Origin of the sequence: Marinicrinis lubricantis (assembly GCF_042658665.1) — a bacterium.
Lineage (GTDB): Bacteria > Bacillota > Bacilli > Paenibacillales > KCTC-33676 > Marinicrinis > Marinicrinis lubricantis.
This window is the reverse complement of sequence record NZ_JBHSQV010000007.1, coordinates 1-18,127: the sequence shown is the minus strand read 5'-3', so window position 1 is coordinate 18,127 and position 18,127 is coordinate 1. Positions and strand designations below refer to the sequence as shown.

Sequence of the window (18,127 nt, the reverse complement as noted above, 5' to 3'; positions counted from 1 at the left end):
ACCTTGTAGACGAAATTCGTTCTACCGGGCATCCTGTTGCCTTCTTTAGACTCAAGTGTTCTTGGCCCCCGCTTTGTTCCAGCGACAACGGTAATACGAGGAAATACGGCTTTCACAGAAAAATGAACTCCTCACTTTGAGGAAGTTCATCTTATCATTTGTAATGATTATCCGCCTGTTCCCGCAATTTTCGTGCGCCGCGAGCGATATTCTCCAGGCGTCATCCCGTTCATTTTTTTAAAGACCCGAATGAAATTTTGAGGATTATTGTATCTCAGCTTTTCCGCAATTTCGGAGATTCGGGTATCCGTATTTTCTAGCATCTGTCTGGCCTTCTCCATCCGCAAGGCGATCACATAATCCGAGAAGGTCATTCCGACTTCCATCTTAAACATATGACTGAAGTGAGACACAGGCATGGATATGACATCGGCTACCATCGGCATGGATAAATCGGAATCGTAGTACTCTTGAATGTAATCGAGTGCTTTCTGAATCGTACTGTGTGTACGCTGCTCTAATCTTGAGCGAATATGCTCGGTCATCGGCGGATAGACCTCCGATTTTAACCAATGAACAATTTTATCCGTCGTATTTAACTCGAACAATCGTTGATATAGGTTGTAGTTATGGATCGCCGCACTGCTGGCATCCAGCTCAAGCATGCTTCGCTGTGTAGCCGCGAGAAGCTGCATGAAGGATTGCCGGACCTGGTCGTAATTCGCTGCTTGAGATTTTAATGCGTGGGCGAAATCGTCCAGCAAATCTTGAATTTTCACAAGATTGGCGAACTTCAAGTTCGTCATGATCTGATGCTCACATTCGTAAGGGTAGTTCAATGAGCAGCCCTCGAGTTTGACTTGACCGATATACAGTACCTTGCCGCTTCCTTGCACCAACTGATAATCGAGTGCCTCCATTGCTTCCCGGAAGCTTTTTCGCACCTGATGAAGTCCTTCATAGCTGTGACCGATTCCCATCGTGACGGTGATATGCAGCAAAGATTCAGCAATGTTCCGAATGTTCTCCGCCATATGGAATACATTCGTTTGCTGATCCTCTGACGGATTCTGTTCTTTATGGTTCAGCAATAAAGCGATATGTCCGCTATGAATCTGTACAACGATTCCATCCCCATGACGGCTGACGATTTCCTTCGCAATATTCATCACCGCGTAATGGAATAAATTGCTGTCTTCCTCTGTGTGCCCGCGCATATTATCCAATTCGATACAGATGACTGAATAATAATCATATTTCCCTGGTATCTCGTAATAAGCTGCCTGCTTCTTCATATCGTCACGATACGGCTCGGTAAACAGCTTTTGAATAAAGTTGTTCTTTAGAATCGGCATCGATTCCCCAATCTGCCTCTCGAGCTGCTCGTTATTTTGCTCTAACGATTCAAAATAGCTGCGAATCAATACAAATTCGTTTTGACCATTTTGAGCCTCTGGGAGCCCCGACTTCTTTTTTATCGACTCCATTAACGATTGCAGTGCGTACAGCCATCGTTTGGACAGCAAGCCAGATGCGGTAGCGCTAATGAATACGAGGAGTAGGCAGATGGCAAAGGTCGTTTGCTTAATTTGCTGCAAATGCTGTGTCATATCGCTGAACGGCACGATGGTGACATATTTCCAGCCGTTATGAGGCGATTGCACATAACTGAGTGACATCCTAAGACCGTCCACCATCACCGTCGACATGTCTTCGGTTAAGGAATTTTCCATAATGCTGCGGATAAAGCTGTATTCCTCGAAAGGCTCTTCCAGCACATTCTTGGACAGATCGGAAAAGATGTTGGAGCTTGGCGTTATAATGAGCAGCTCCCGATTATCGCCTAGATTCATATTGCTGAAGATGCGAAACAACGTCGTTTCGTCTAAATTAACGATCAAATAGCCGGCAGAGCTGTGTCCATGCGTATTCATTTTTCGAATAAACGTAATTTGATGCAGTCCGTCGCGGTAAGCATGAGACTCCAACTGATGATCGAGCCAGATTTTGGACGGCTCCTTTGACAATGCCTCCTTTACATAATCCGGAAGCACCCGATCGTCCGTCATGCCGAGATCCGGCGAAACAACCAGACCTTTATCCGGACGGTACAAGTATACGGAATCCACATCATCTATAAGCACTTGCATGGAGCTTAGGATCGTCATCGTTAAGCCGAACGCTTCGATATCGTCCAAAGGATTAGACAGCGACAAAAAATGCGTGAACGTCGGATTCGTCGAGTTCTGCAAAGTAATATTTTCGAGTGTAATCAGCTTTTCGTCGATTCTCTGCTGAATTTGCAGCATCGTTTGCTGATTCGCGGCATTAATCTCGCGAATCATATTATCGCTCGCAATCAAGTATGCCGTCGTTCCCATCACCAATACCGGAATAGTTGCAAGAAGTGAAGCAACGATAAGGACCTTCTTTCGCATCGATCTGATTGAAAAAGTTTTTCGGAATTTTTCAAGCATAGACCATTACCTCTTTTTCACTCGATTCAGCGGCACCTTCATCAAGCATTGGCACCAAATGATATTGTATCCGCTTACAATTAGGGCTGTGAAAGAGTACGCAATTTGTTCATTTTAGACCTTTATCTGTTTACCTACTTCAAACACGGATCGACATTTCATTCGATACACAATTTCCGATGTTTTGCTGATTTATCTCAGGTATCCATTCTATTGATTGTCCTCAATTCAGATCATCTTCCAAAATGATCATTCATTAGACCTACTATAGCATAGAAGCTGATCCGCAGGGATGATCATTTCATATGAGTATCGATAGAGACACAGCTGCGACATAATCATTCGATATGAGAAATCGAGATTACTACAAAGAAAAAAACCGATCCTCACCTACTGAAGATCGGCTTCCTACCTCTTACTTATCCTTTTCAATTATTGATGAATGGTGACGCCCTTTGGCGCCTTCACCGTTGTAGCAATCGAACCATCGGCTTTCTTCTCGTGGCGAATCTCGAGAATACCGTGAGGTGTCGGATACGTTCCCTCCGCCCATTCGAGATCGCCGAGGTTCGGTTCAATTCGAATCGTTCTACAGCCTGGCTCGAGGATCCGCACGCCCAGCACATACTCGGTCAGCCAAGCCGTCGGTCCGGAAGCCCACCCATGACAGAAGCTGTGGCGGTAGCCTTGATAGCAATAGCCGCCGTACGCACCATGAACGTCCACCTTTCCTTCCGGGGTAAGCTCATCGATGCGGGCTGCGTTCTCGAGCCAGGCGATATCGAAATCTTCCCAGAACGTCGTCGCTCCTAACGACAGCATTCCGCCCCAATATTCGCGAATGCTTTGCATCGCACCCTCGATGTCTCCTGCCGCTCCTCGTGCCTTTAATATGTAATAGCCGTAGAAGGTCGAATATCCTTTCGGCGATTCCGGCGCAATCACCTGATCGTTGGCCTCCTTCAAATCAATCATCCCGGTCAACGCGAGCAAAGCAGCCGCCTGCTTGCTTCCGTTGTGCGGCGGGACAGTTGCCTTCAGACGCTTCACATACTTGTCGCACAATTCCGCCGTATCCTCGTCATTTAACAAGCGGCTTAGCTTTGCGCCGATTTCGAAAGCCCAGACGAACAACGCGTGTACACCGGCTTTCACCCCTGTTGGATTGGATGACGATGGCCAATCGAGGAACGGACGCGGAATGTCGATCGAGTTGTCTTCCCCGATCACTTGTGTCAGCTGCCTCAGCAGGCCGCGCAAATAGTCGCGCTGCTCCGCCAAATAAGCGTAGTCCCCGTTCTGCATATACCAATCATGCTGAATGATAATCCACCAGATCGAATAAGTCGGCATCGTCATCCACTGCGGCAGCGGGTAGCGGTCACGCTTGAAATCCAAGCTTCTTGGCACGATGTCGTGGCTGCCGAACACCGCTTGGATCGTCGATGTCTCCGGATGCATGTCCCCGGTCCACACTAGACGATCGCGCTTAATGCCGTCCCAAAGATAATCCTGCATATTGAGATGCACTGTATAAGCTCCGGTCATCCAGATGTTCTCCAGCAGCGGATCGCTGCACTTGAAGCTTCCCAAGTAATCTAGCTCCCGATACAAGAATACGGCCCGAATGCTGCGCAGCTCCAGATGGTGGTTCTCATCCATCAGATCAATCCGAACGAATCGGAACCCGCTGTTCCCGATTTCCGTCGCACCCAGGTAGCTGACCTCAATGATCTGGTCTCTCATCGCATGAGCATTCGTCGCATTGCGCTCGCCCCCGATGTCGCTCATCGCTTCCATCGCCGACTCCCCGAATCTTACCCGCAGTTTGGCGACTCGGTCAGGATGGTCCCCCTGCCATACGCAAATTTGAACACCGCCGTGCAGCTCGATGCCGAAATCAAGCAGGATCCCTGCAGGCTTCCCTTTATTACGCAGGTTAAACGGATTGACGGCCGATAATGAGGATTGTCCGTCAAGTCCTTCCAATAACACAGTTTCATTCTCGATCGCCCCCGGTTCATCACTCTTCCATACGATCCGCACAGGATCAACATATGCGCGGGTGCGAGGATCCTTCTCCATTCGAAGCTTATCATATGACTTACTCATCGGAATCGAACACTCCTTTAGCTTCCATTCGCATTCTATCAGCTTGTATCACTAGAAGCTCACGTTAAGATATGCGCAGTAAATACAATATATATGAATCTATCATGACTGTATTCCTTTTATAAATAATCACTTCAAATGAGCATGTAGCCCTTTATTCATATCCCCCAACAGATTCAGGCTACTGCTTGTATTCATCTTTAAAATCATATAAAAAAACTTCATCATGCTCCCCCCTCTGCTTCTAAGACATGTTTCACGCAAAGGAAGTTCCATAATGAAGTCATTTCTATCCCATATATTCAGTTAAAATCCCGCTGTCTCAGCGCTTCATACAACAGAATGGTGGCAGCCATTGCAGCATTGAGCGACTCCGACTGTCCTTTCATCGGAATCATGATCTCCTTCGTGACATAGGGAGTAATATCCTTAGACACCCCTTGTCCTTCATTCCCAATAATAATCCAGGTTGGCAGCCTATAATCGATGTCATAGCAGTTCTCAGAAGCGCCGAGCCGTGTACTGACTACTTGAACGCCGGCTTGTCGCCCCGCATTCAGCCATTCGCCTAAATCGGCTGATACCACGGGCAGATGAAAGCATGAACCCATGGTCGAACGAATCGTCTTCGGATTATACACATCAACCGAATTTTTTCCAACGACAACATAGGAGGCGCCCGCCGCATCCGCACTTCGGATGATGGTGCCGAGATTGCCGGGGTCCTGCAGACCGTCGATGATAACTCCGAGGGGAGCATCCATTTTCATCAGATTGCTCTCATCAAATACCGGCGTCTCAACAACCGCAAAGACCCCTTGTCCATTCACTGTATCACTGCACTTCTCAATCACAGCACGCGATGCGGCGATCCACTTACTTTTTCGGTCGATCCAGGGCTTCAGCTCTTCGGTCACACCTCGATCTTCGTCATACACGACACACTCCACATCAAAGGAGGACTTCAGAGCCTCTTCCACCAAGTGGATCCCTTCAACCAAAAACTTACCCTGCTGCTGTCTTCCCTTCTTCGTGAGCAGCTGCGACCACGCTTTCACTTTCGGGTTGCTTGTCGATTGTATATTTTCCTTCATCAAGAGAAGGACACCTCGAATTTATTCAAATCTTCATTATTGCCTACGACAATCAATATGTCGCCTTCGTTAATCACATCATCCGCGTAAGGGGAAATATTCATTTTCCCGTTTGAACGAATGGCAATAACGTTGCATCCGAATCTCGCACGAATATCGAGTTCCTTAATTGTATGTCCAACCATTTCGGTAGAAGCTGTAATTTCCACGATACTGTAGTCGTCGGAAAGCTCGATAAAATCAATAATATTCGGGGATATTAAATGATGCGCGACCCGAACCCCCATATCACGTTCAGGGAAGATGACCTTATCCGCGCCAATTTTCGTAAGTACCTTTCCGTGAAGTTCGCTTTGAGCTTTAACAATCAGTTGCTTTGCACCCATCTCTTTCATCATGAGCGTCGTCAAAATACTCGCTTGAATATCTTGTCCGATCGCAACAACGACCACATCAAAGTTTCGAATGCCGAGTGCCTTTAGCGCTTCCTCATCGGTACAGTCCGCCTGAACGGCATGTGTCGTGACATTGATTACATCTTGAACTTTATCTTCATTTTCGTCTACGGCCAGTACCTCAAAACCAAGCTCATATAAAGTTTGGGCAATACTCGAACCAAATCGGCCCATGCCGATCACCACAAACTGTTTCTTCTTCATTTATCGTTTCCCCCATCTCCGCTTTCCATACTAAATATGATGATGCCGCATTTCTTTCGCTGACGGTTCATGTAGAATGTAGAATAACAAACCCATTATAACATCGTTTTCACCCAAACGTATAACAGGAAATCGTAACACTTCTTTCTCGGAATGAAATGCTCCATTAACGCGCACATTATGAAGGATTTCATTATTGATTCTGGGAGGGAACGAAATGGGCGTTACTTTAGATTTGCGGCAAGCGATCATTCAACGTGTGCACGATAAGGAAAATGACGAATTATATGACATTATTGACGGGTCCGTGGATGGCGATGAGAAGGCCCTGCCTGGATTAGGCGTATTATTTGAAATCATATGGAAGAATACAGACGCGAAAGAGCAAAATCACATGGTTGAAACACTCAAACAGCACCTGCATTAATGTAAAAAAAGCTGCCTTTAAGGCAGCTTTCAACTTTTCATGAAATTCAATCTTATGGTGCAGTCTCCAAAAATTGAATGTCAGGAAACTTTTCCATGCTGCTGCGCATCGCATACTCATTTTCGAAAAGCGCAACATAATTTTGGTTTTTATCAAGTACAACGGTTGAATTAATTCTGAATTTATTTGGATCGACATCGCCGACGAGCCAACGGGCAAATTGGTAGTTCAACCTTTGCATTTGAATATCTACGCCATATTCATGCTTCATGCGGTAATCAAATACCTCGAACTGCAGCTGTCCGACAACACCGAGAATGACATCCTCGAAATGAGGCGTCTTAAATACTTGAATCGTTCCTTCATCCGTCAGCTGATCAATGCCCTTTTGATATTGTTTATGCTTCAAGGCGTTCTTCACGGTCACCTTGCAGAAAAGCTCCGGGGAGAACGTAGGCAGCTCGTCAAAAGCTAAGCTGCGGTCCTCTGCTAGTGTATCCCCAATTCGGAACACTCCCGGATCAAATAGACCAATAATGTCCCCCGGAAAAGCTTCCTCGACAATATCCCGATCCTGTGCGAGAAATTGCTGCGGCTGTGAGAGCTTCATTGTTTTATTGCTTCTGGCGTGATATACGGAAATCCCTCTTTCGAATTTCCCCGAAACGATTCTCAAGAAAGCAACTCGATCCCGATGAGCTGGATTCATATTCGCTTGGATCTTAAAAATGTAACCGGAAAACTTCGTCTCTGTCGGCTCGACTTCTCCTTCATTGCTTTTGCGAGCCGTCGGCGTTGGTGCCAAAGTCAAGAAGTTTTCTAAAAATGTCTGCACCCCAAAATTGTTTACCGCACTGCCAAAAAATACGGGAGTCAATTCCCCTTGGCGCACTTTCTCAAAGTCAAAATCATCCCCTGCCACATCCAACAGCTCCAGCTCCTGCTGAACCTGATCGTGCAGGTGCTCTCCCGCCATTTTCCGAATTTTCGGATCGTCGTACCCGGAAACCTCCGTCACTTCGATCTTTTCGGTATCGTTCTCATCGAACAGCTCAACCTGCTGCTTATGACGATCATAAATGCCGCACAGCTGCTTCCCCATTCCGATCGGCCAATTCATCGGGTGAGAACGAATGCCAAGGACTTGTTCGATCTCTTCCAATAAATCGAACGGATCCCGGCCTTCTCGGTCCAATTTGTTAATGAACGTAAAGATTGGAATGCCCCGCATGCGACATACCTGAAACAGCTTCTTCGTTTGAGCCTCGACACCTTTTGCAGAGTCGATGATCATGACAGCGCTGTCCGCCGCCGTTAACGTGCGATACGTATCCTCAGAAAAATCCTGGTGACCCGGTGTATCCAAAATGTTGACGCGATGTCCCTTGTAATCAAACTGCATGACTGAAGAAGTAACGGAGATCCCCCGCTGCTTCTCAATTTCCATCCAGTCCGATGTAGCGAACTTGGCGGCTTTGCGGCCCTTTACCGTTCCTGCCAAGCGAATAGCTCCCCCAAAGAGGAGGAGCTTTTCCGTCAACGTTGTTTTTCCCGCGTCCGGGTGGGATATAATCGCAAACGTTCTACGTTTGCCGACCTCTTCCGCCAGTCGGCTTTGCAATGGTTTGCTCATTTATTCATATTCCCTTCAATTCAACTTTTAACTTTCATCAATAACAAAACCGTATTAAGATTTGCCGGAAATCCAGATGACGTCATCTTCTTCCTGTCCGTTAACCGGCCACCAATGAAATCCGTCTCGGGCCAGCAACTCATGTGACTCCTCTGGTCCCCAAGTTCCTGCAGGATAAAACTTCAAATCGCTGGCATCCTTCGACCAAGAATTTGCAATCTGGTCAATAATGCTCCAGGCCGTAGCCACTTCGTCCCAACGCGTAAAGTAAGTCGATTCGCCGCACAGGGCATCGAAGAGCAGTCTTTCATAGGCTTCCGGCGTATTGATTCCAACTTGGCAGCTCTGGCAGAAGTCCATCGCTACAGGTACGATAGATCTTTCGGAATCCGGCTTTTTGGCATTAATCTTAATATAGATGCCTTCCTCCGGATTTACGCGAATGACAAGCAGATTCGGACGAAGATTATTGTTTTTCGCCAAATATACATGATCTGGCACATTTTTAAACTCTACAACAACCTCGGTCGATTTTGCAGGCATTCTTTTACCTGTTCTCACATAGAAAGGTACGCCTGCCCAACGGAAATTGTCAACGTGCAGCTTTGCAGCGAAGAACGTTTCCGTCACCGATTCCGGATTGACGTTCGGCTCATCGCGATAGGCTGGCATATCTTTACCGCCATGGGAGCCAGCTTTATATTGTCCGCGAATGACATGATTGCGAAGGTCCTGATCATCCGCAAACGGACGAATCGAACGAAGCACTTTCACCTTCTCATCACGAATATCTTCAGCTTCCAAGCGGCTTGGTGCTTCCATCGCGATCATAGACACGATCTGCAGAGCGTGGTTTTGCACCATATCACGAAGTGCACCGGAATGATCATAATATCCGCCGCGTTCTTCTACGCCCACTGTTTCGCTCAGCGTTACCTGCACATTAGCAATATGCTTATTGTTCCATAATGGTTCAAAGAAAGCATTCGCAAATCGGATAACCTCGATATTTTGAACCATTTCTTTGCCAAGATAGTGGTCGATACGGTAAATTTCTTCCTCTTCAAATACTCCGCGAATTTGTTTGTTCAACTCTTCTGCGGATTTTAGATCATATCCGAACGGCTTTTCAATCACTAAACGGTGCCAGCCGCCACTTTCCAGCAGTCCTCCGACACGAAGGTTTTGCGCAACTCCGCCGAACAGCTCTGGAGCCAGTGCAAGATAGAACAGACGGTTGCCGTTCAAACTGAACTTTTCCTCCAAGCTTTGTGTCAGCACATTTAAATCCTTAAAGCCTTCCGGATTTTGCGTATCTAAAGACATATATTCAAAATGCTCTACAAATTGATTCCAGCGCTCGGTGTCTTTTTGATCGTATCTGGAAAATTCGTTAATCGACGCATGCAGATTGTCCCTGAACTGCTCTTTCGTCTTTGGTCTTCTTGCCAGACCAATGACTGCGAAGTTCTCAGATAATTTACCTTCTTTATATAAGCTGTAGATGGCGGGAAACAGTTTTCGTTTTGCAAGGTCTCCTGTCGCGCCAAAAATAAAAAGAACTGCCCCATCCAAGGATTTGAGTGTATTTTGACTCATTTTACATCATTCTCTCCACGTATATTTTTTCATATGTTTGTATGTAAAAACACATGTCTTTAAATGAGTTTAGCACAACCCTAATATCCGCTCAACAACTCTGATGCCCTTTTTTTCATAATCCTGTCTAAAATTCTGATGAAATCATCGGGTACGTAAGGATCACGCGCTTCTCGTTTTCGTACGTGTTCTCATGTTCAATAAGCTGAAGATTTGCATAAAAATCCTTCGCATGATCCGTTGCGAGTTCCTCTGCATAATAAGAAGTAATCTCCATCGCTTGATCGGTATAAGTATCCACCTGCTTCGCATTCAGACCATCCAATACTCGCATCAAATCATATGCATTATGGGGAGTATGAAGGGATTCGTCAGCTTCGACAAGCACATTCCAGCCATACCCTGTTGCATCTGTATGAAATACGTTCTGTACTGCTTTTGTCCACTGCTGCAGCTGCTTCATGCTGACTGTTGATAATATTCCCTCGAGCCGTGCTAAATAATACAATCCGTCTTCCGCCATCCGCTCTGTGATGATCATCTTGAGTAGGGCGTCACTGCTGCTGCATTGAATCCTACGTTCACTAGTCTTTTCCTCTTGAGAGCAATTCATCGGAAGTACGAGTGAAGAGTATATTTCTTTAAGCTCATCGGCATTTACCAATAATTTCTCCTCCGTATAACCGCTTTGCTTTAATGTATAAGTATAAGGCTCCTGAGTCATGCTTTGGATGTGTGAGATGAGTTCTAATGCAGGCTCCCGATGATCGGCTGTGACCTTGTCCGCATTCCAAACTTTATATCCAATACTTAAGGAAATGATCAATACCATGATAAAGGGCAGTGTTTTATTCATCCCAGGTTCCTCCCAGTAATTGAAATCTATCAATCTACTAAACAGGATACCCAGCTGCCCTGATTTTATACTGCTTCTCTGCTAGTCTTCCGCCAATCCGTGTTTAAAAGCATAGATCGCCGCCTGCGTACGGTCTTCAACGCCTAATTTAGCCAATATATTCGTCACATGAAATTTCACCGTTTTCACTCCAATAAAAAGCTCATCAGCGAGCTCTTGATTGGACATCCCTTTGGCAATCAGCTTCAGCACTTCCATCTCTCGATCTGTTAATTCGTGATGCGGCATCGTTTCCGTTTTATTTTGCCGAAAGCGATTCATTATTTTGGTCGCGACTTGAGACTCGAGCACTGGCTGATTGTTTACCGCCGAGCGAATCGCCTGTGCGATTTCAGAGGCTCTGGAGGTTTTCAGCAAATAACTGAAGGCTCCTGCCTCAATCACGGGATATATTTTTTCATCATCAATATAGCTCGTAAGCACAATCACCTTGCATTCGGGCAATATCTGCATCATCCTTCTTGTTGTCTCGATCCCGTCCATGCCTTCCATCACTAAATCCATCAATACGACATCTGGTTTATACATTTCAGCCAGCGTCAAACCTTCTTTACCGCTTCCGGCCTCACCGACAACCTCTATTCCTTCTTCCGTTCCAAGCACCGCTGCCAATCCAATACGGACCATCTCATGATCATCTACCAGCAGTACTTTAATCGGCTCTGATGACATGCTCTGTTTCCTCCTTCGTTTCCAATATAGGAATGCGGATATCAATCTTTGTCCCTTTTCCAGGTGCAGTAATTAAATGCATATCTCCGCCCAGCTCGTTCACTCTTTCTTTCATCGATACAATACCATAGGAAGTATGCTTTTTATCATCCAAATCAAATCCTACGCCATTGTCATGAATGAATAAGCGAATGATGTTTTCCTTCTGCTGTAATCTCACTTCCAGCCGATCCGCCTTAGCGTGCCGCAGCGTATTGGAGAGCGCCTCCTGCACAATTCGAAACAGGTGATCCTCCACGCCTTTATTTAAAAATACGTGATCATCCATTTGCAGCTGTATTTCAATCGGCACTTTTGCCTGCAATTCATTCAAAAGCTCTCTTAAGCCTTGTGCCAACCCTTTTCCTTCTAAATGTACGGGACGCAAGTGAAGAAGCAGCGCTCTCATCTCCGACTGAGCGACCGACGACATTTCCTCAATGAGCGCAATTTGCCGTTTGGCTTTGTCTAAATCCTTCTCTAGCGTTCGACTGGTCGCCGTAGCTGTCATTGAGATCGCGAACAACTGTTGGCTTACCGCATCATGCAGCTCTCTGGCAAGACGCTGACGTTCTTCTGTAATTGCACTGAACCTGGCTCTTTCCGCCAGCTGTGCGTTGTGAGAGGACAAGCGTTGAAGCGTTGTCACCTGCTCCTCCCACTTTTGACGAATACGGTCAATTTGATCGGCGATTCGGCCAATTTCATCTTCCCCTAAGGAAGGGATGGATCGCGAAAGTGTCCCTTTTTCTAAATAAAGCAATGATTCATTCAATACTTCCAATCGCCCCCGCGATTTGCCATTGAGATAATAACCGAATGCGGCTCCGATCAAAATCGCTGCACTGATGGCTAAAAAGCTGTCGCTAAGCCACTTTGTCCAATGTCCCGTCAGATGGATATATCCTCTGCTATATAGGAAATAAAAGGCGGCAGCCATTAAAATCATCGTGAAAACAATCGTCGCACCCATCACTTTCCAGACCATGCCTGTCAGTTTCGGCTGCTTCTTCACATGGGCCACCTCCTCTACAATATTTTCACATCAACATCTCCGATAATATGGGACGTCATAATTTTCACCCGGTACTCGCTCTGCTCATAATTATCAGACTTCCAATGCACCTTGTTCAGCAGTCCTGCATCCTGCTCTTTGACAATATGAATTTGGCCAAAGATGACGGAGGACGAAATCGAAATCCCCATTTCCTCCGGTACAATTAAATCGATATCACCTATAATACCCTGCAAAATAATTGTGGTTTCTTTTTCTTCTGCGAGTGCCAGTGAGAGATCTAAGTGTATTTCCCCGATCAGGCTCCAAACACTCATATTTTGCAGAACCCACGGATCTCGGTTCCATTTGATGCTTTCCATAATATGCTGTTTTTGAATGTGGGGTCCTTTATCCTGCAGCTGCTTGGAACGAATAAAGTAATAGCCCAACGATATGAAGATGATCGCAATAACGAAAGAAAGATGGTCGCCAAGGAAAAATAAAAATCCGATTGCCAAAAGCACATAACCGGTCTTATCTTCGCCGCTTCGTATTTTGTGGATACCAAACCAAATCATGAATCCGCCGATAATGGTGAAAAAACCGATCATGTTGCCCAATAAAATAAAGGATCCCGCTGCAATTAACAGAATGGCTGTATTCCGATTCCTATTCCCCATGGAGCCACCTCCTTTCAAGTATGTATGGAATCTGACTGCCCTCAAATGAATAAAGTACGATGCTGTGAAAGGCCATAGGCAAAATTGATAAACAATTTCAGCCCATGGCCTTCTATAGCATATCATAATCTTCTTCGAAGCAAAATAATTGTTTTACAAGCGCAACCTGACCTCTTATTCTGCTTTAGATTGCTGTTCAGCTGGTTCTTCCGAAGGGCTAGACGTATGCTTCTGCTTTAGCATTTGTAGCTGTCTTTCCACTTGCTCTTGATGAACAGCGGAGATGTGCACGGCTCCTGGTCCCTTCAAGGAGCTGTATGGACTTCCTGCAACTTCAGCTTCCGCTTCCAGCTGCATAATCTTTTCTTCCATTCGGCCAAATCCGCGTGAAGCACTGCCTGATTCGATCGAATGGATGTTGACGGCTTGTGCCATTTGCTTTTTCGCCTTTGCTAATTGCGCTCTGGATGCCAGTTCGTTCCGCTTGTTGCGCATTTGGTAATATTCATCCTTCATGCTGTGCAATTGCGAACGCAGCTGCTCCGATTGAACACTAGACTGCTGATACAGCTGTGTATATTCATTCAGCTTTTCATCCAACTGTACTTTCTCAGCAAGCAGCTGTCTTGCCGTTTCTTCTTGATTGTTTTGAATAGCTGCTTCGGCGCGAATGAGACGATCTTCAGCAAGTCTGCGAGTTTCATCTAGACGATGCTTCCACTTTCTTTCACTAGCCATCTGTTTCGCAACAGTGACTTCCGCTTTCGCAATTTCCTCTTCCATGTCACGAATGTATTGATTCAACATCATGACCGGATCTTCAACCTTATCCAAAAATTCATGTATCGATGCTTTCGTCATATCTCCAATTCTTTTAAATACTCCCATGTTAATTGTCTCCCTTCATGCTTTCATATTGGTTTAGTTTTTTCTTCAGCTCTTCAATTTCTTTAAGTAATGCCTTCTTTTCAATTTCGGTCATCATTTCATCGAACTGATCTTTATCCCTATGACCAGAGTACGTATGGGACGATTGTTGAAAACCATTGCCCCCAGCACCATATGGAGGCTGCTGATAGTTCATCCCATAGTTCGAACCTGGGGGATAGTTTTGCTGGAACGATCCCATTCCTGCAAAGTTCGACTGATAGGTAGGTTCTTTAGGAATGACCATGCTCGCTACGATGTAGAGCAAGATCACCGCACCTGCCGAGAAGAAGACCGATATAACAACAACTAACCTTAGGATCGTTGCATCAATATTAAAGGACTCTGCTAAACCTCCACATAAGCCAAATATTTTCTTATCTCGGGTGGACCGGTATAAACGGCTCACTTCTCTTCACTCCTTCCTTGAATTTTAATTTTCAAGCTTTGAAGCTCTTCTTCGATTCTGGAGCGGTACATTGTGTTCATATGAGGATTTCCATGCGTATACCTCTCTGCACTCCGCAAATCGTTCCAAGCCTTGCTTTCCACTTCCAAATCAGTTACTTTCTCCTCCAACCTGCGGAACCAGCCGGAGTCCATTCCGTAACTTCCGGACATTTCGTTCAGTCTCTTTTGAAGCTGTGCCGATCGTATGCGTGCTAAATAATATTCACGTTTGTCACAGATTTCCTGATATTCTTCTCGTTGTTCTTGCAGCTGCTGTTCTAATTCCAATACAGTGGAATACGTTTCTTCATATAAACGTTTATATCGCTCGTATTTTTCTTCTTGCTGCAATTTTTCCTGCAATGCCAACCGTGCTGCATGCTCTTCCCCAGCCTTAACAGCCCATTCTGCTTGTTCTCCTCGCTTCTCGGCTAGCGCCAATGCTTGAATGTATTGAACTCTCAGTGATTCGGCATGCGTTTTGGTTTGATAAAGCAGCTGTTCATTTTGTCTCATTTGTTCTTTTTGCTTCATCATGTACATTTCAATAACTTTCAATGGATTTTCCGATTTCTCCAGCATTTCATGTATCGTCGCCGCTGTAATATCCCGGACACGCTTCATTACACTCATTTTTCGACCTCCTTTAGTTCGTCTTTCTTCTGACTTATGCTGCGCTTTTCGCTTTCAGCATGTTGATTCCGTATAAAATCATTCCAATCGCTATAATCCAACCAATCACTCCGGACAGTTTACTCATTAGAATCATGATCCCGACGATCATGAGTACCCATCCAATGAAACCCCGACCACGCTTCACTCCATAATAACCCAGTGCGATGAGTGCGATCGGAATGATCCAACCGAGAATGTTTCCCATTAACCACCCGAATTGACCGATGATGATCAAGACACCAAATGCGATTAACAGCAGTGCACCAAATGTATTTTTAGTAAATTTCATATTGTTGCTCACCGCCTTCCCTTACATTAATTATGAGATCCATTTCAACTTCGCATGATTGTAATTAAGACAATGCACGAAGCTGCTTTTACCGAAGTCTTGTGTGCTCTTGATTGAAATGGATTACCTTATGTCTTTATTCTAGGTTAGAGCGCTGCTCATCAAAACGGACTGACGGCGGTTTTTAAACCTAGACCTAGGTCTTGGACGATTTCATTCCGGAGTTCTGTCTTGAACTAAGACCCGTGATGACAAGATCAGATTTCAAACGACAATGACTGTACCTTTCAATATTCTGTCTAACCTTATCTGAGTAAGAACATACAAAAAAAGCCTTTGGTTCTCGACCTAAGGCTCTTGATACATCATTGTACGAATTTAGAAAAGGTAAATGTATTTAATTGAGGATCATGAGTGAATGATTAATCGCAATATACATAAAAAATAACCTCACTCGAAAGTGAAGTTATTTCATGTGATGCCGGTGAAGGGACTTGAACCCCCACTCTGTTGCCAGAAACGGATTTTGAGTCCGTCGCGTCTGCCATTCCGCCACACCGGCATATGTTTTAATGGCGTGCCCTGAGAGATTCGAACTCCCGACCTTTTGATTCGTAGTCAAACGCTCTATCCAGCTGAGCTAAGGGCACAACTATTTATTTTGTTAAATGGTGCCGAGGACCGGACTTGAACCGGTACGATAGTCACCTATCGCAGGATTTTAAGTCCTGTGCGTCTGCCAATTCCGCCACCCCGGCAAGGGCTGTTTCTTAAAGCAGCTGTGGAGGCGCCACCCAGACTCGAACTGGGGATAAGGCTTTTGCAGAGCCGTGCCTTACCACTTGGCTATGGCGCCACTTTAAGGAATATGGAGCGGACGACGAGATTCGAACTCGCGACCCTCGCCTTGGCAAGGCGATGCTCTACCACTGAGCCACGTCCGCATGTAATCATGGCAGGGGGTATAGGATTCGAACCTATGCATGACGGAGTCAAAGTCCGTTGCCTTACCGCTTGGCTAACCCCCTAGGTAATGGGGCGACCGATGGGAATCGAACCCACGAATGCCGGAGCCACAATCCGGTGCGTTAACCACTTCGCCACGGTCGCCATCGATGATAATGGCAGGGGCAGCAGGAGTTGAACCCACACTAACGGTTTTGGAGACCGCTGTTCTACCATTAAACTATGCCCCTATAAAATCAATGGTGGGGGATGATGGATTCGAACCACCGAACTCGTAGAGAACAGATTTACAGTCTGCCGCGTTTGGCCACTTCGCTAATCCCCCATATGAATGAACATGGTGCCGCCGAGAGGACTTGAACCCCCAACCTACTGATTACAAGTCAGTTGCTCTACCAATTGAGCTACAGCGGCTTACCTGATCATATTATGGTGGCTCGGGACGGAATCGAACCGCCGACACGAGGATTTTCAGTCCTCTGCTCTACCGACTGAGCTACCGAGCCTTGCTTATTAAATTGTAATGGCGGAGCTGACGGGATTCGAACCCGCGGTCTCCTGCGTGACAGGCAGGCATGTTAGGCCTCTACACCACAGCTCCATATTGCGGGGGCAGGATTTGAACCTACGACCTTCGGGTTATGAGCCCGACGAGCTACCGGACTGCTCCACCCCGCGTCAATATCTGATATGGTGGACGCTGACGGGATCGAACCGCCGACCCTCTGCTTGTAAGGCAGATGCTCTCCCAGCTGAGCTAAGCGTCCATATTAATTTGGTGACCCCTACGGGATTCGAACCCGTGTTACCGCCGTGAAAGGGCGGTGTCTTAACCGCTTGACCAAGGGGCCTTAAATATCTGGCGGAGAGAGAGGGATTCGAACCCTCGAGACGCTTTTGGCGCCTACACGATTTCCAATCGTGCTCCTTCGACCAAACTCGGACATCTCTCCAGATGGCTCCCCGAACAGGACTCGAACCTGTGACAACTCGGTTAACAGCCGAGTGCTCTACCAACTGAGCTATCAGGGAATATTACTTTGAAATTGGAACATTATCAGTCCCCTTTATCAGGGGCGCAAGAAGCAGTCTACCATCGTTAAAACATTTTGTCAACCATGTAATCATGGTTTTTTAATGGAATCTTTGTATGGGCCCCGTAAAAAAAATCGGAATACGCTACAACGCTTCACGTCACTTTTTTGGGTCATATTAAGGTGTATCTTTTGATTTCTCTGAACTATTGTCACATCAAATGTGTTTCGTATTTGTTGTGACGTTTAAGCAGAAATCAAATATCTTGTTGGGCCCCGAAAAAGTATCTGAATAAGCTACAGCGCTTCACGTCACTTTTTTGGGTCATATTAAGGTGTATCTTTTGATTTCTTTGAACTATTGTCACATCAAATGTGTTTCGTATTTGTTGTGACGTTAAGGTAGAAATCAAAAATATGGGATAAGCCCTCGACCGATTAGTATTCGTCAGCTCCATGCATTGCTGCACTTCCACCCCGA

At 45.8% G+C, this 18,127-nt stretch carries 15 protein-coding genes and 17 tRNA genes; 1 reads left to right on the top strand and 31 read right to left on the bottom strand.

Features of this window, described 5'->3' with window-relative positions; translation table 11 throughout:
• Positions 1-167: 167 nt before the first annotated feature.
• From ACFPXP_RS01375 to ACFPXP_RS01360, 4 genes are all read right to left on the bottom strand, one after another.
• Positions 168-2,477 carry a helix-turn-helix domain-containing protein gene (locus ACFPXP_RS01375; protein ID WP_379891661.1) on the bottom strand — a complete coding sequence of 770 codons (2,310 nt, stop codon included), beginning with the start codon at positions 2,475-2,477 and terminating at the stop codon, positions 168-170.
• A gap of 432 nt (positions 2,478-2,909) precedes the next feature.
• Entirely contained in the window at positions 2,910-4,589 is a 1,680-nt protein-coding gene (locus ACFPXP_RS01370) for an alpha-L-rhamnosidase-related protein (RefSeq protein WP_379891659.1), read from the bottom strand.
• 302 nt (positions 4,590-4,891) lie between these two features.
• Positions 4,892-5,683: a TrmH family RNA methyltransferase gene (locus tag ACFPXP_RS01365; protein WP_379891657.1), complete on the bottom strand. Its 792-nt coding sequence runs from the start codon at positions 5,681-5,683 to the stop codon at positions 4,892-4,894.
• A complete protein-coding gene (locus ACFPXP_RS01360; protein WP_379891655.1) occupies positions 5,683-6,342 on the bottom strand; it encodes a potassium channel family protein in 660 nt (219 codons plus the stop codon). The genes ACFPXP_RS01365 and ACFPXP_RS01360 overlap by 1 nt, the downstream gene beginning before the upstream one ends.
• Positions 6,343-6,559: 217 nt before the next feature.
• Here ACFPXP_RS01360 and sspI point away from each other — a divergent pair, with 217 nt between their 5' ends.
• Positions 6,560-6,769, top strand: a complete 210-nt coding sequence (sspI, locus tag ACFPXP_RS01355; RefSeq protein ID WP_379891653.1) for a small acid-soluble spore protein SspI — start codon at positions 6,560-6,562, stop codon at positions 6,767-6,769.
• A gap of 52 nt (positions 6,770-6,821) precedes the next feature.
• On the opposite strand, the gene ACFPXP_RS01350 is transcribed toward sspI, so the two are convergent.
• The 27 genes from ACFPXP_RS01350 to ACFPXP_RS01220 all read right to left on the bottom strand — a co-directional run bounded on the left by ACFPXP_RS01350 (position 6,822) and on the right by ACFPXP_RS01220 (position 17,644).
• The gene (locus ACFPXP_RS01350; RefSeq protein WP_379891651.1) at positions 6,822-8,402 is read right to left on the bottom strand and encodes a peptide chain release factor 3; all 1,581 of its coding nucleotides are present in this window, start codon (positions 8,400-8,402) and stop codon (positions 6,822-6,824) included.
• 54 nt (positions 8,403-8,456) lie between these two features.
• Positions 8,457-10,001 (bottom strand): glucose-6-phosphate dehydrogenase, encoded by a 1,545-nt coding sequence (gene zwf, locus ACFPXP_RS01345; RefSeq protein ID WP_379891649.1) that lies wholly within the window; start codon positions 9,999-10,001, stop codon positions 8,457-8,459.
• A 127-nt stretch (positions 10,002-10,128) separates the two neighbouring features.
• Positions 10,129-10,857 (bottom strand): hypothetical protein, encoded by a 729-nt coding sequence (locus tag ACFPXP_RS01340; protein ID WP_379891647.1) that lies wholly within the window; start codon positions 10,855-10,857, stop codon positions 10,129-10,131.
• 81 nt (positions 10,858-10,938) lie between these two features.
• Complete coding sequence (locus ACFPXP_RS01335) at positions 10,939-11,589, bottom strand: response regulator (RefSeq protein ID WP_379891645.1); 651 nt, start codon at positions 11,587-11,589, stop codon at positions 10,939-10,941.
• A complete protein-coding gene (locus ACFPXP_RS01330) occupies positions 11,570-12,616 on the bottom strand; it encodes a sensor histidine kinase (protein WP_379891663.1) in 1,047 nt (348 codons plus the stop codon). The genes ACFPXP_RS01335 and ACFPXP_RS01330 overlap by 20 nt, the downstream gene beginning before the upstream one ends.
• Positions 12,617-12,657: 41 nt before the next feature.
• Positions 12,658-13,305: a cell wall-active antibiotics response protein LiaF gene (gene liaF / locus ACFPXP_RS01325; protein WP_379891643.1), complete on the bottom strand. Its 648-nt coding sequence runs from the start codon at positions 13,303-13,305 to the stop codon at positions 12,658-12,660.
• Between the two features lie 174 nt (positions 13,306-13,479).
• Positions 13,480-14,193, bottom strand: a complete 714-nt coding sequence (locus ACFPXP_RS01320) for a PspA/IM30 family protein (RefSeq protein WP_379891641.1) — start codon at positions 14,191-14,193, stop codon at positions 13,480-13,482.
• 1 nt (position 14,194) lies between these two features.
• On the bottom strand, positions 14,195-14,641 hold the full coding sequence (locus ACFPXP_RS01315) for a PspC domain-containing protein (protein ID WP_379891639.1): 447 nt from the start codon (positions 14,639-14,641) through the stop codon (positions 14,195-14,197).
• The gene (locus ACFPXP_RS01310; RefSeq protein WP_379891637.1) at positions 14,638-15,315 is read right to left on the bottom strand and encodes a PspA/IM30 family protein; all 678 of its coding nucleotides are present in this window, start codon (positions 15,313-15,315) and stop codon (positions 14,638-14,640) included. Before ACFPXP_RS01310 ends, ACFPXP_RS01315 begins: the two co-directional genes overlap by 4 nt.
• Before the next feature lie 34 nt (positions 15,316-15,349).
• Positions 15,350-15,646: a LiaF transmembrane domain-containing protein gene (locus ACFPXP_RS01305; RefSeq protein ID WP_379891635.1), complete on the bottom strand. Its 297-nt coding sequence runs from the start codon at positions 15,644-15,646 to the stop codon at positions 15,350-15,352.
• 479 nt (positions 15,647-16,125) lie between these two features.
• Positions 16,126-16,208 (bottom strand) — tRNA-Leu (locus ACFPXP_RS01300).
• An 11-nt stretch (positions 16,209-16,219) separates the two neighbouring features.
• Positions 16,220-16,296 (bottom strand) — tRNA-Arg (locus ACFPXP_RS01295).
• A gap of 19 nt (positions 16,297-16,315) precedes the next feature.
• Positions 16,316-16,404 (bottom strand) — tRNA-Leu (locus tag ACFPXP_RS01290).
• Positions 16,405-16,428: 24 nt separating this feature from the next.
• A tRNA-Cys gene (locus ACFPXP_RS01285) sits at positions 16,429-16,502 on the bottom strand.
• 13 nt (positions 16,503-16,515) lie between these two features.
• A tRNA-Gly gene (locus ACFPXP_RS01280) sits at positions 16,516-16,590 on the bottom strand.
• Positions 16,591-16,599: 9 nt separating this feature from the next.
• Positions 16,600-16,674: transfer RNA gene (locus tag ACFPXP_RS01275), tRNA-Gln, on the bottom strand.
• A 6-nt stretch (positions 16,675-16,680) separates the two neighbouring features.
• Positions 16,681-16,756, bottom strand: a tRNA-His gene (locus ACFPXP_RS01270).
• Positions 16,757-16,768: 12 nt separating this feature from the next.
• Positions 16,769-16,842: transfer RNA gene (locus tag ACFPXP_RS01265), tRNA-Trp, on the bottom strand.
• Between the two features lie 10 nt (positions 16,843-16,852).
• A tRNA-Tyr gene (locus ACFPXP_RS01260) sits at positions 16,853-16,937 on the bottom strand.
• Between the two features lie 13 nt (positions 16,938-16,950).
• Positions 16,951-17,026, bottom strand: a tRNA-Thr gene (locus tag ACFPXP_RS01255).
• Positions 17,027-17,042: 16 nt separating this feature from the next.
• A tRNA-Phe gene (locus ACFPXP_RS01250) sits at positions 17,043-17,118 on the bottom strand.
• An 18-nt stretch (positions 17,119-17,136) separates the two neighbouring features.
• Positions 17,137-17,213: transfer RNA gene (locus tag ACFPXP_RS01245), tRNA-Asp, on the bottom strand.
• Between the two features lie 3 nt (positions 17,214-17,216).
• Positions 17,217-17,290: transfer RNA gene (locus tag ACFPXP_RS01240), tRNA-Met, on the bottom strand.
• 13 nt (positions 17,291-17,303) lie between these two features.
• Positions 17,304-17,379: transfer RNA gene (locus ACFPXP_RS01235), tRNA-Val, on the bottom strand.
• A gap of 9 nt (positions 17,380-17,388) precedes the next feature.
• A tRNA-Glu gene (locus tag ACFPXP_RS01230) sits at positions 17,389-17,463 on the bottom strand.
• A 9-nt stretch (positions 17,464-17,472) separates the two neighbouring features.
• Positions 17,473-17,565: transfer RNA gene (locus ACFPXP_RS01225), tRNA-Ser, on the bottom strand.
• Between the two features lie 3 nt (positions 17,566-17,568).
• Positions 17,569-17,644, bottom strand: a tRNA-Asn gene (locus ACFPXP_RS01220).
• Positions 17,645-18,127 lie beyond the last annotated feature (483 nt).

Bases quoted from the DNA above. Each gene is read 5' to 3' on its own strand.
- ACFPXP_RS01340 (WP_379891647.1), bottom strand. From the start codon at position 10,857: ATGAATAAAACACTGCCCTTTATCATGGTATTGATCATTTCCTTAAGT.
- ACFPXP_RS01350 (WP_379891651.1), bottom strand. From the start codon at position 8,402: ATGAGCAAACCATTGCAAAGCCGACTGGCGGAAGAGGTCGGCAAACGT.
- ACFPXP_RS01305 (WP_379891635.1), bottom strand. From the start codon at position 15,646: ATGAAATTTACTAAAAATACATTTGGTGCACTGCTGTTAATCGCATTT.
- ACFPXP_RS01370 (WP_379891659.1), bottom strand. From the start codon at position 4,589: ATGAGTAAGTCATATGATAAGCTTCGAATGGAGAAGGATCCTCGCACC.
- ACFPXP_RS01330 (WP_379891663.1), bottom strand. From the start codon at position 12,616: ATGGTCTGGAAAGTGATGGGTGCGACGATTGTTTTCACGATGATTTTA.
- zwf (WP_379891649.1), bottom strand. From the start codon at position 10,001: ATGAGTCAAAATACACTCAAATCCTTGGATGGGGCAGTTCTTTTTATT.
- ACFPXP_RS01335 (WP_379891645.1), bottom strand. From the start codon at position 11,589: ATGTCATCAGAGCCGATTAAAGTACTGCTGGTAGATGATCATGAGATG.
- ACFPXP_RS01375 (WP_379891661.1), bottom strand. From the start codon at position 2,477: ATGCTTGAAAAATTCCGAAAAACTTTTTCAATCAGATCGATGCGAAAG.
- ACFPXP_RS01310 (WP_379891637.1), bottom strand. From the start codon at position 15,315: ATGAGTGTAATGAAGCGTGTCCGGGATATTACAGCGGCGACGATACAT.
- liaF (WP_379891643.1), bottom strand. From the start codon at position 13,305: ATGGGGAATAGGAATCGGAATACAGCCATTCTGTTAATTGCAGCGGGA.
- ACFPXP_RS01365 (WP_379891657.1), bottom strand. From the start codon at position 5,683: ATGAAGGAAAATATACAATCGACAAGCAACCCGAAAGTGAAAGCGTGG.
- sspI (WP_379891653.1), top strand. From the start codon at position 6,560: ATGGGCGTTACTTTAGATTTGCGGCAAGCGATCATTCAACGTGTGCAC.
- ACFPXP_RS01360 (WP_379891655.1), bottom strand. From the start codon at position 6,342: ATGAAGAAGAAACAGTTTGTGGTGATCGGCATGGGCCGATTTGGTTCG.
- ACFPXP_RS01320 (WP_379891641.1), bottom strand. From the start codon at position 14,193: ATGGGAGTATTTAAAAGAATTGGAGATATGACGAAAGCATCGATACAT.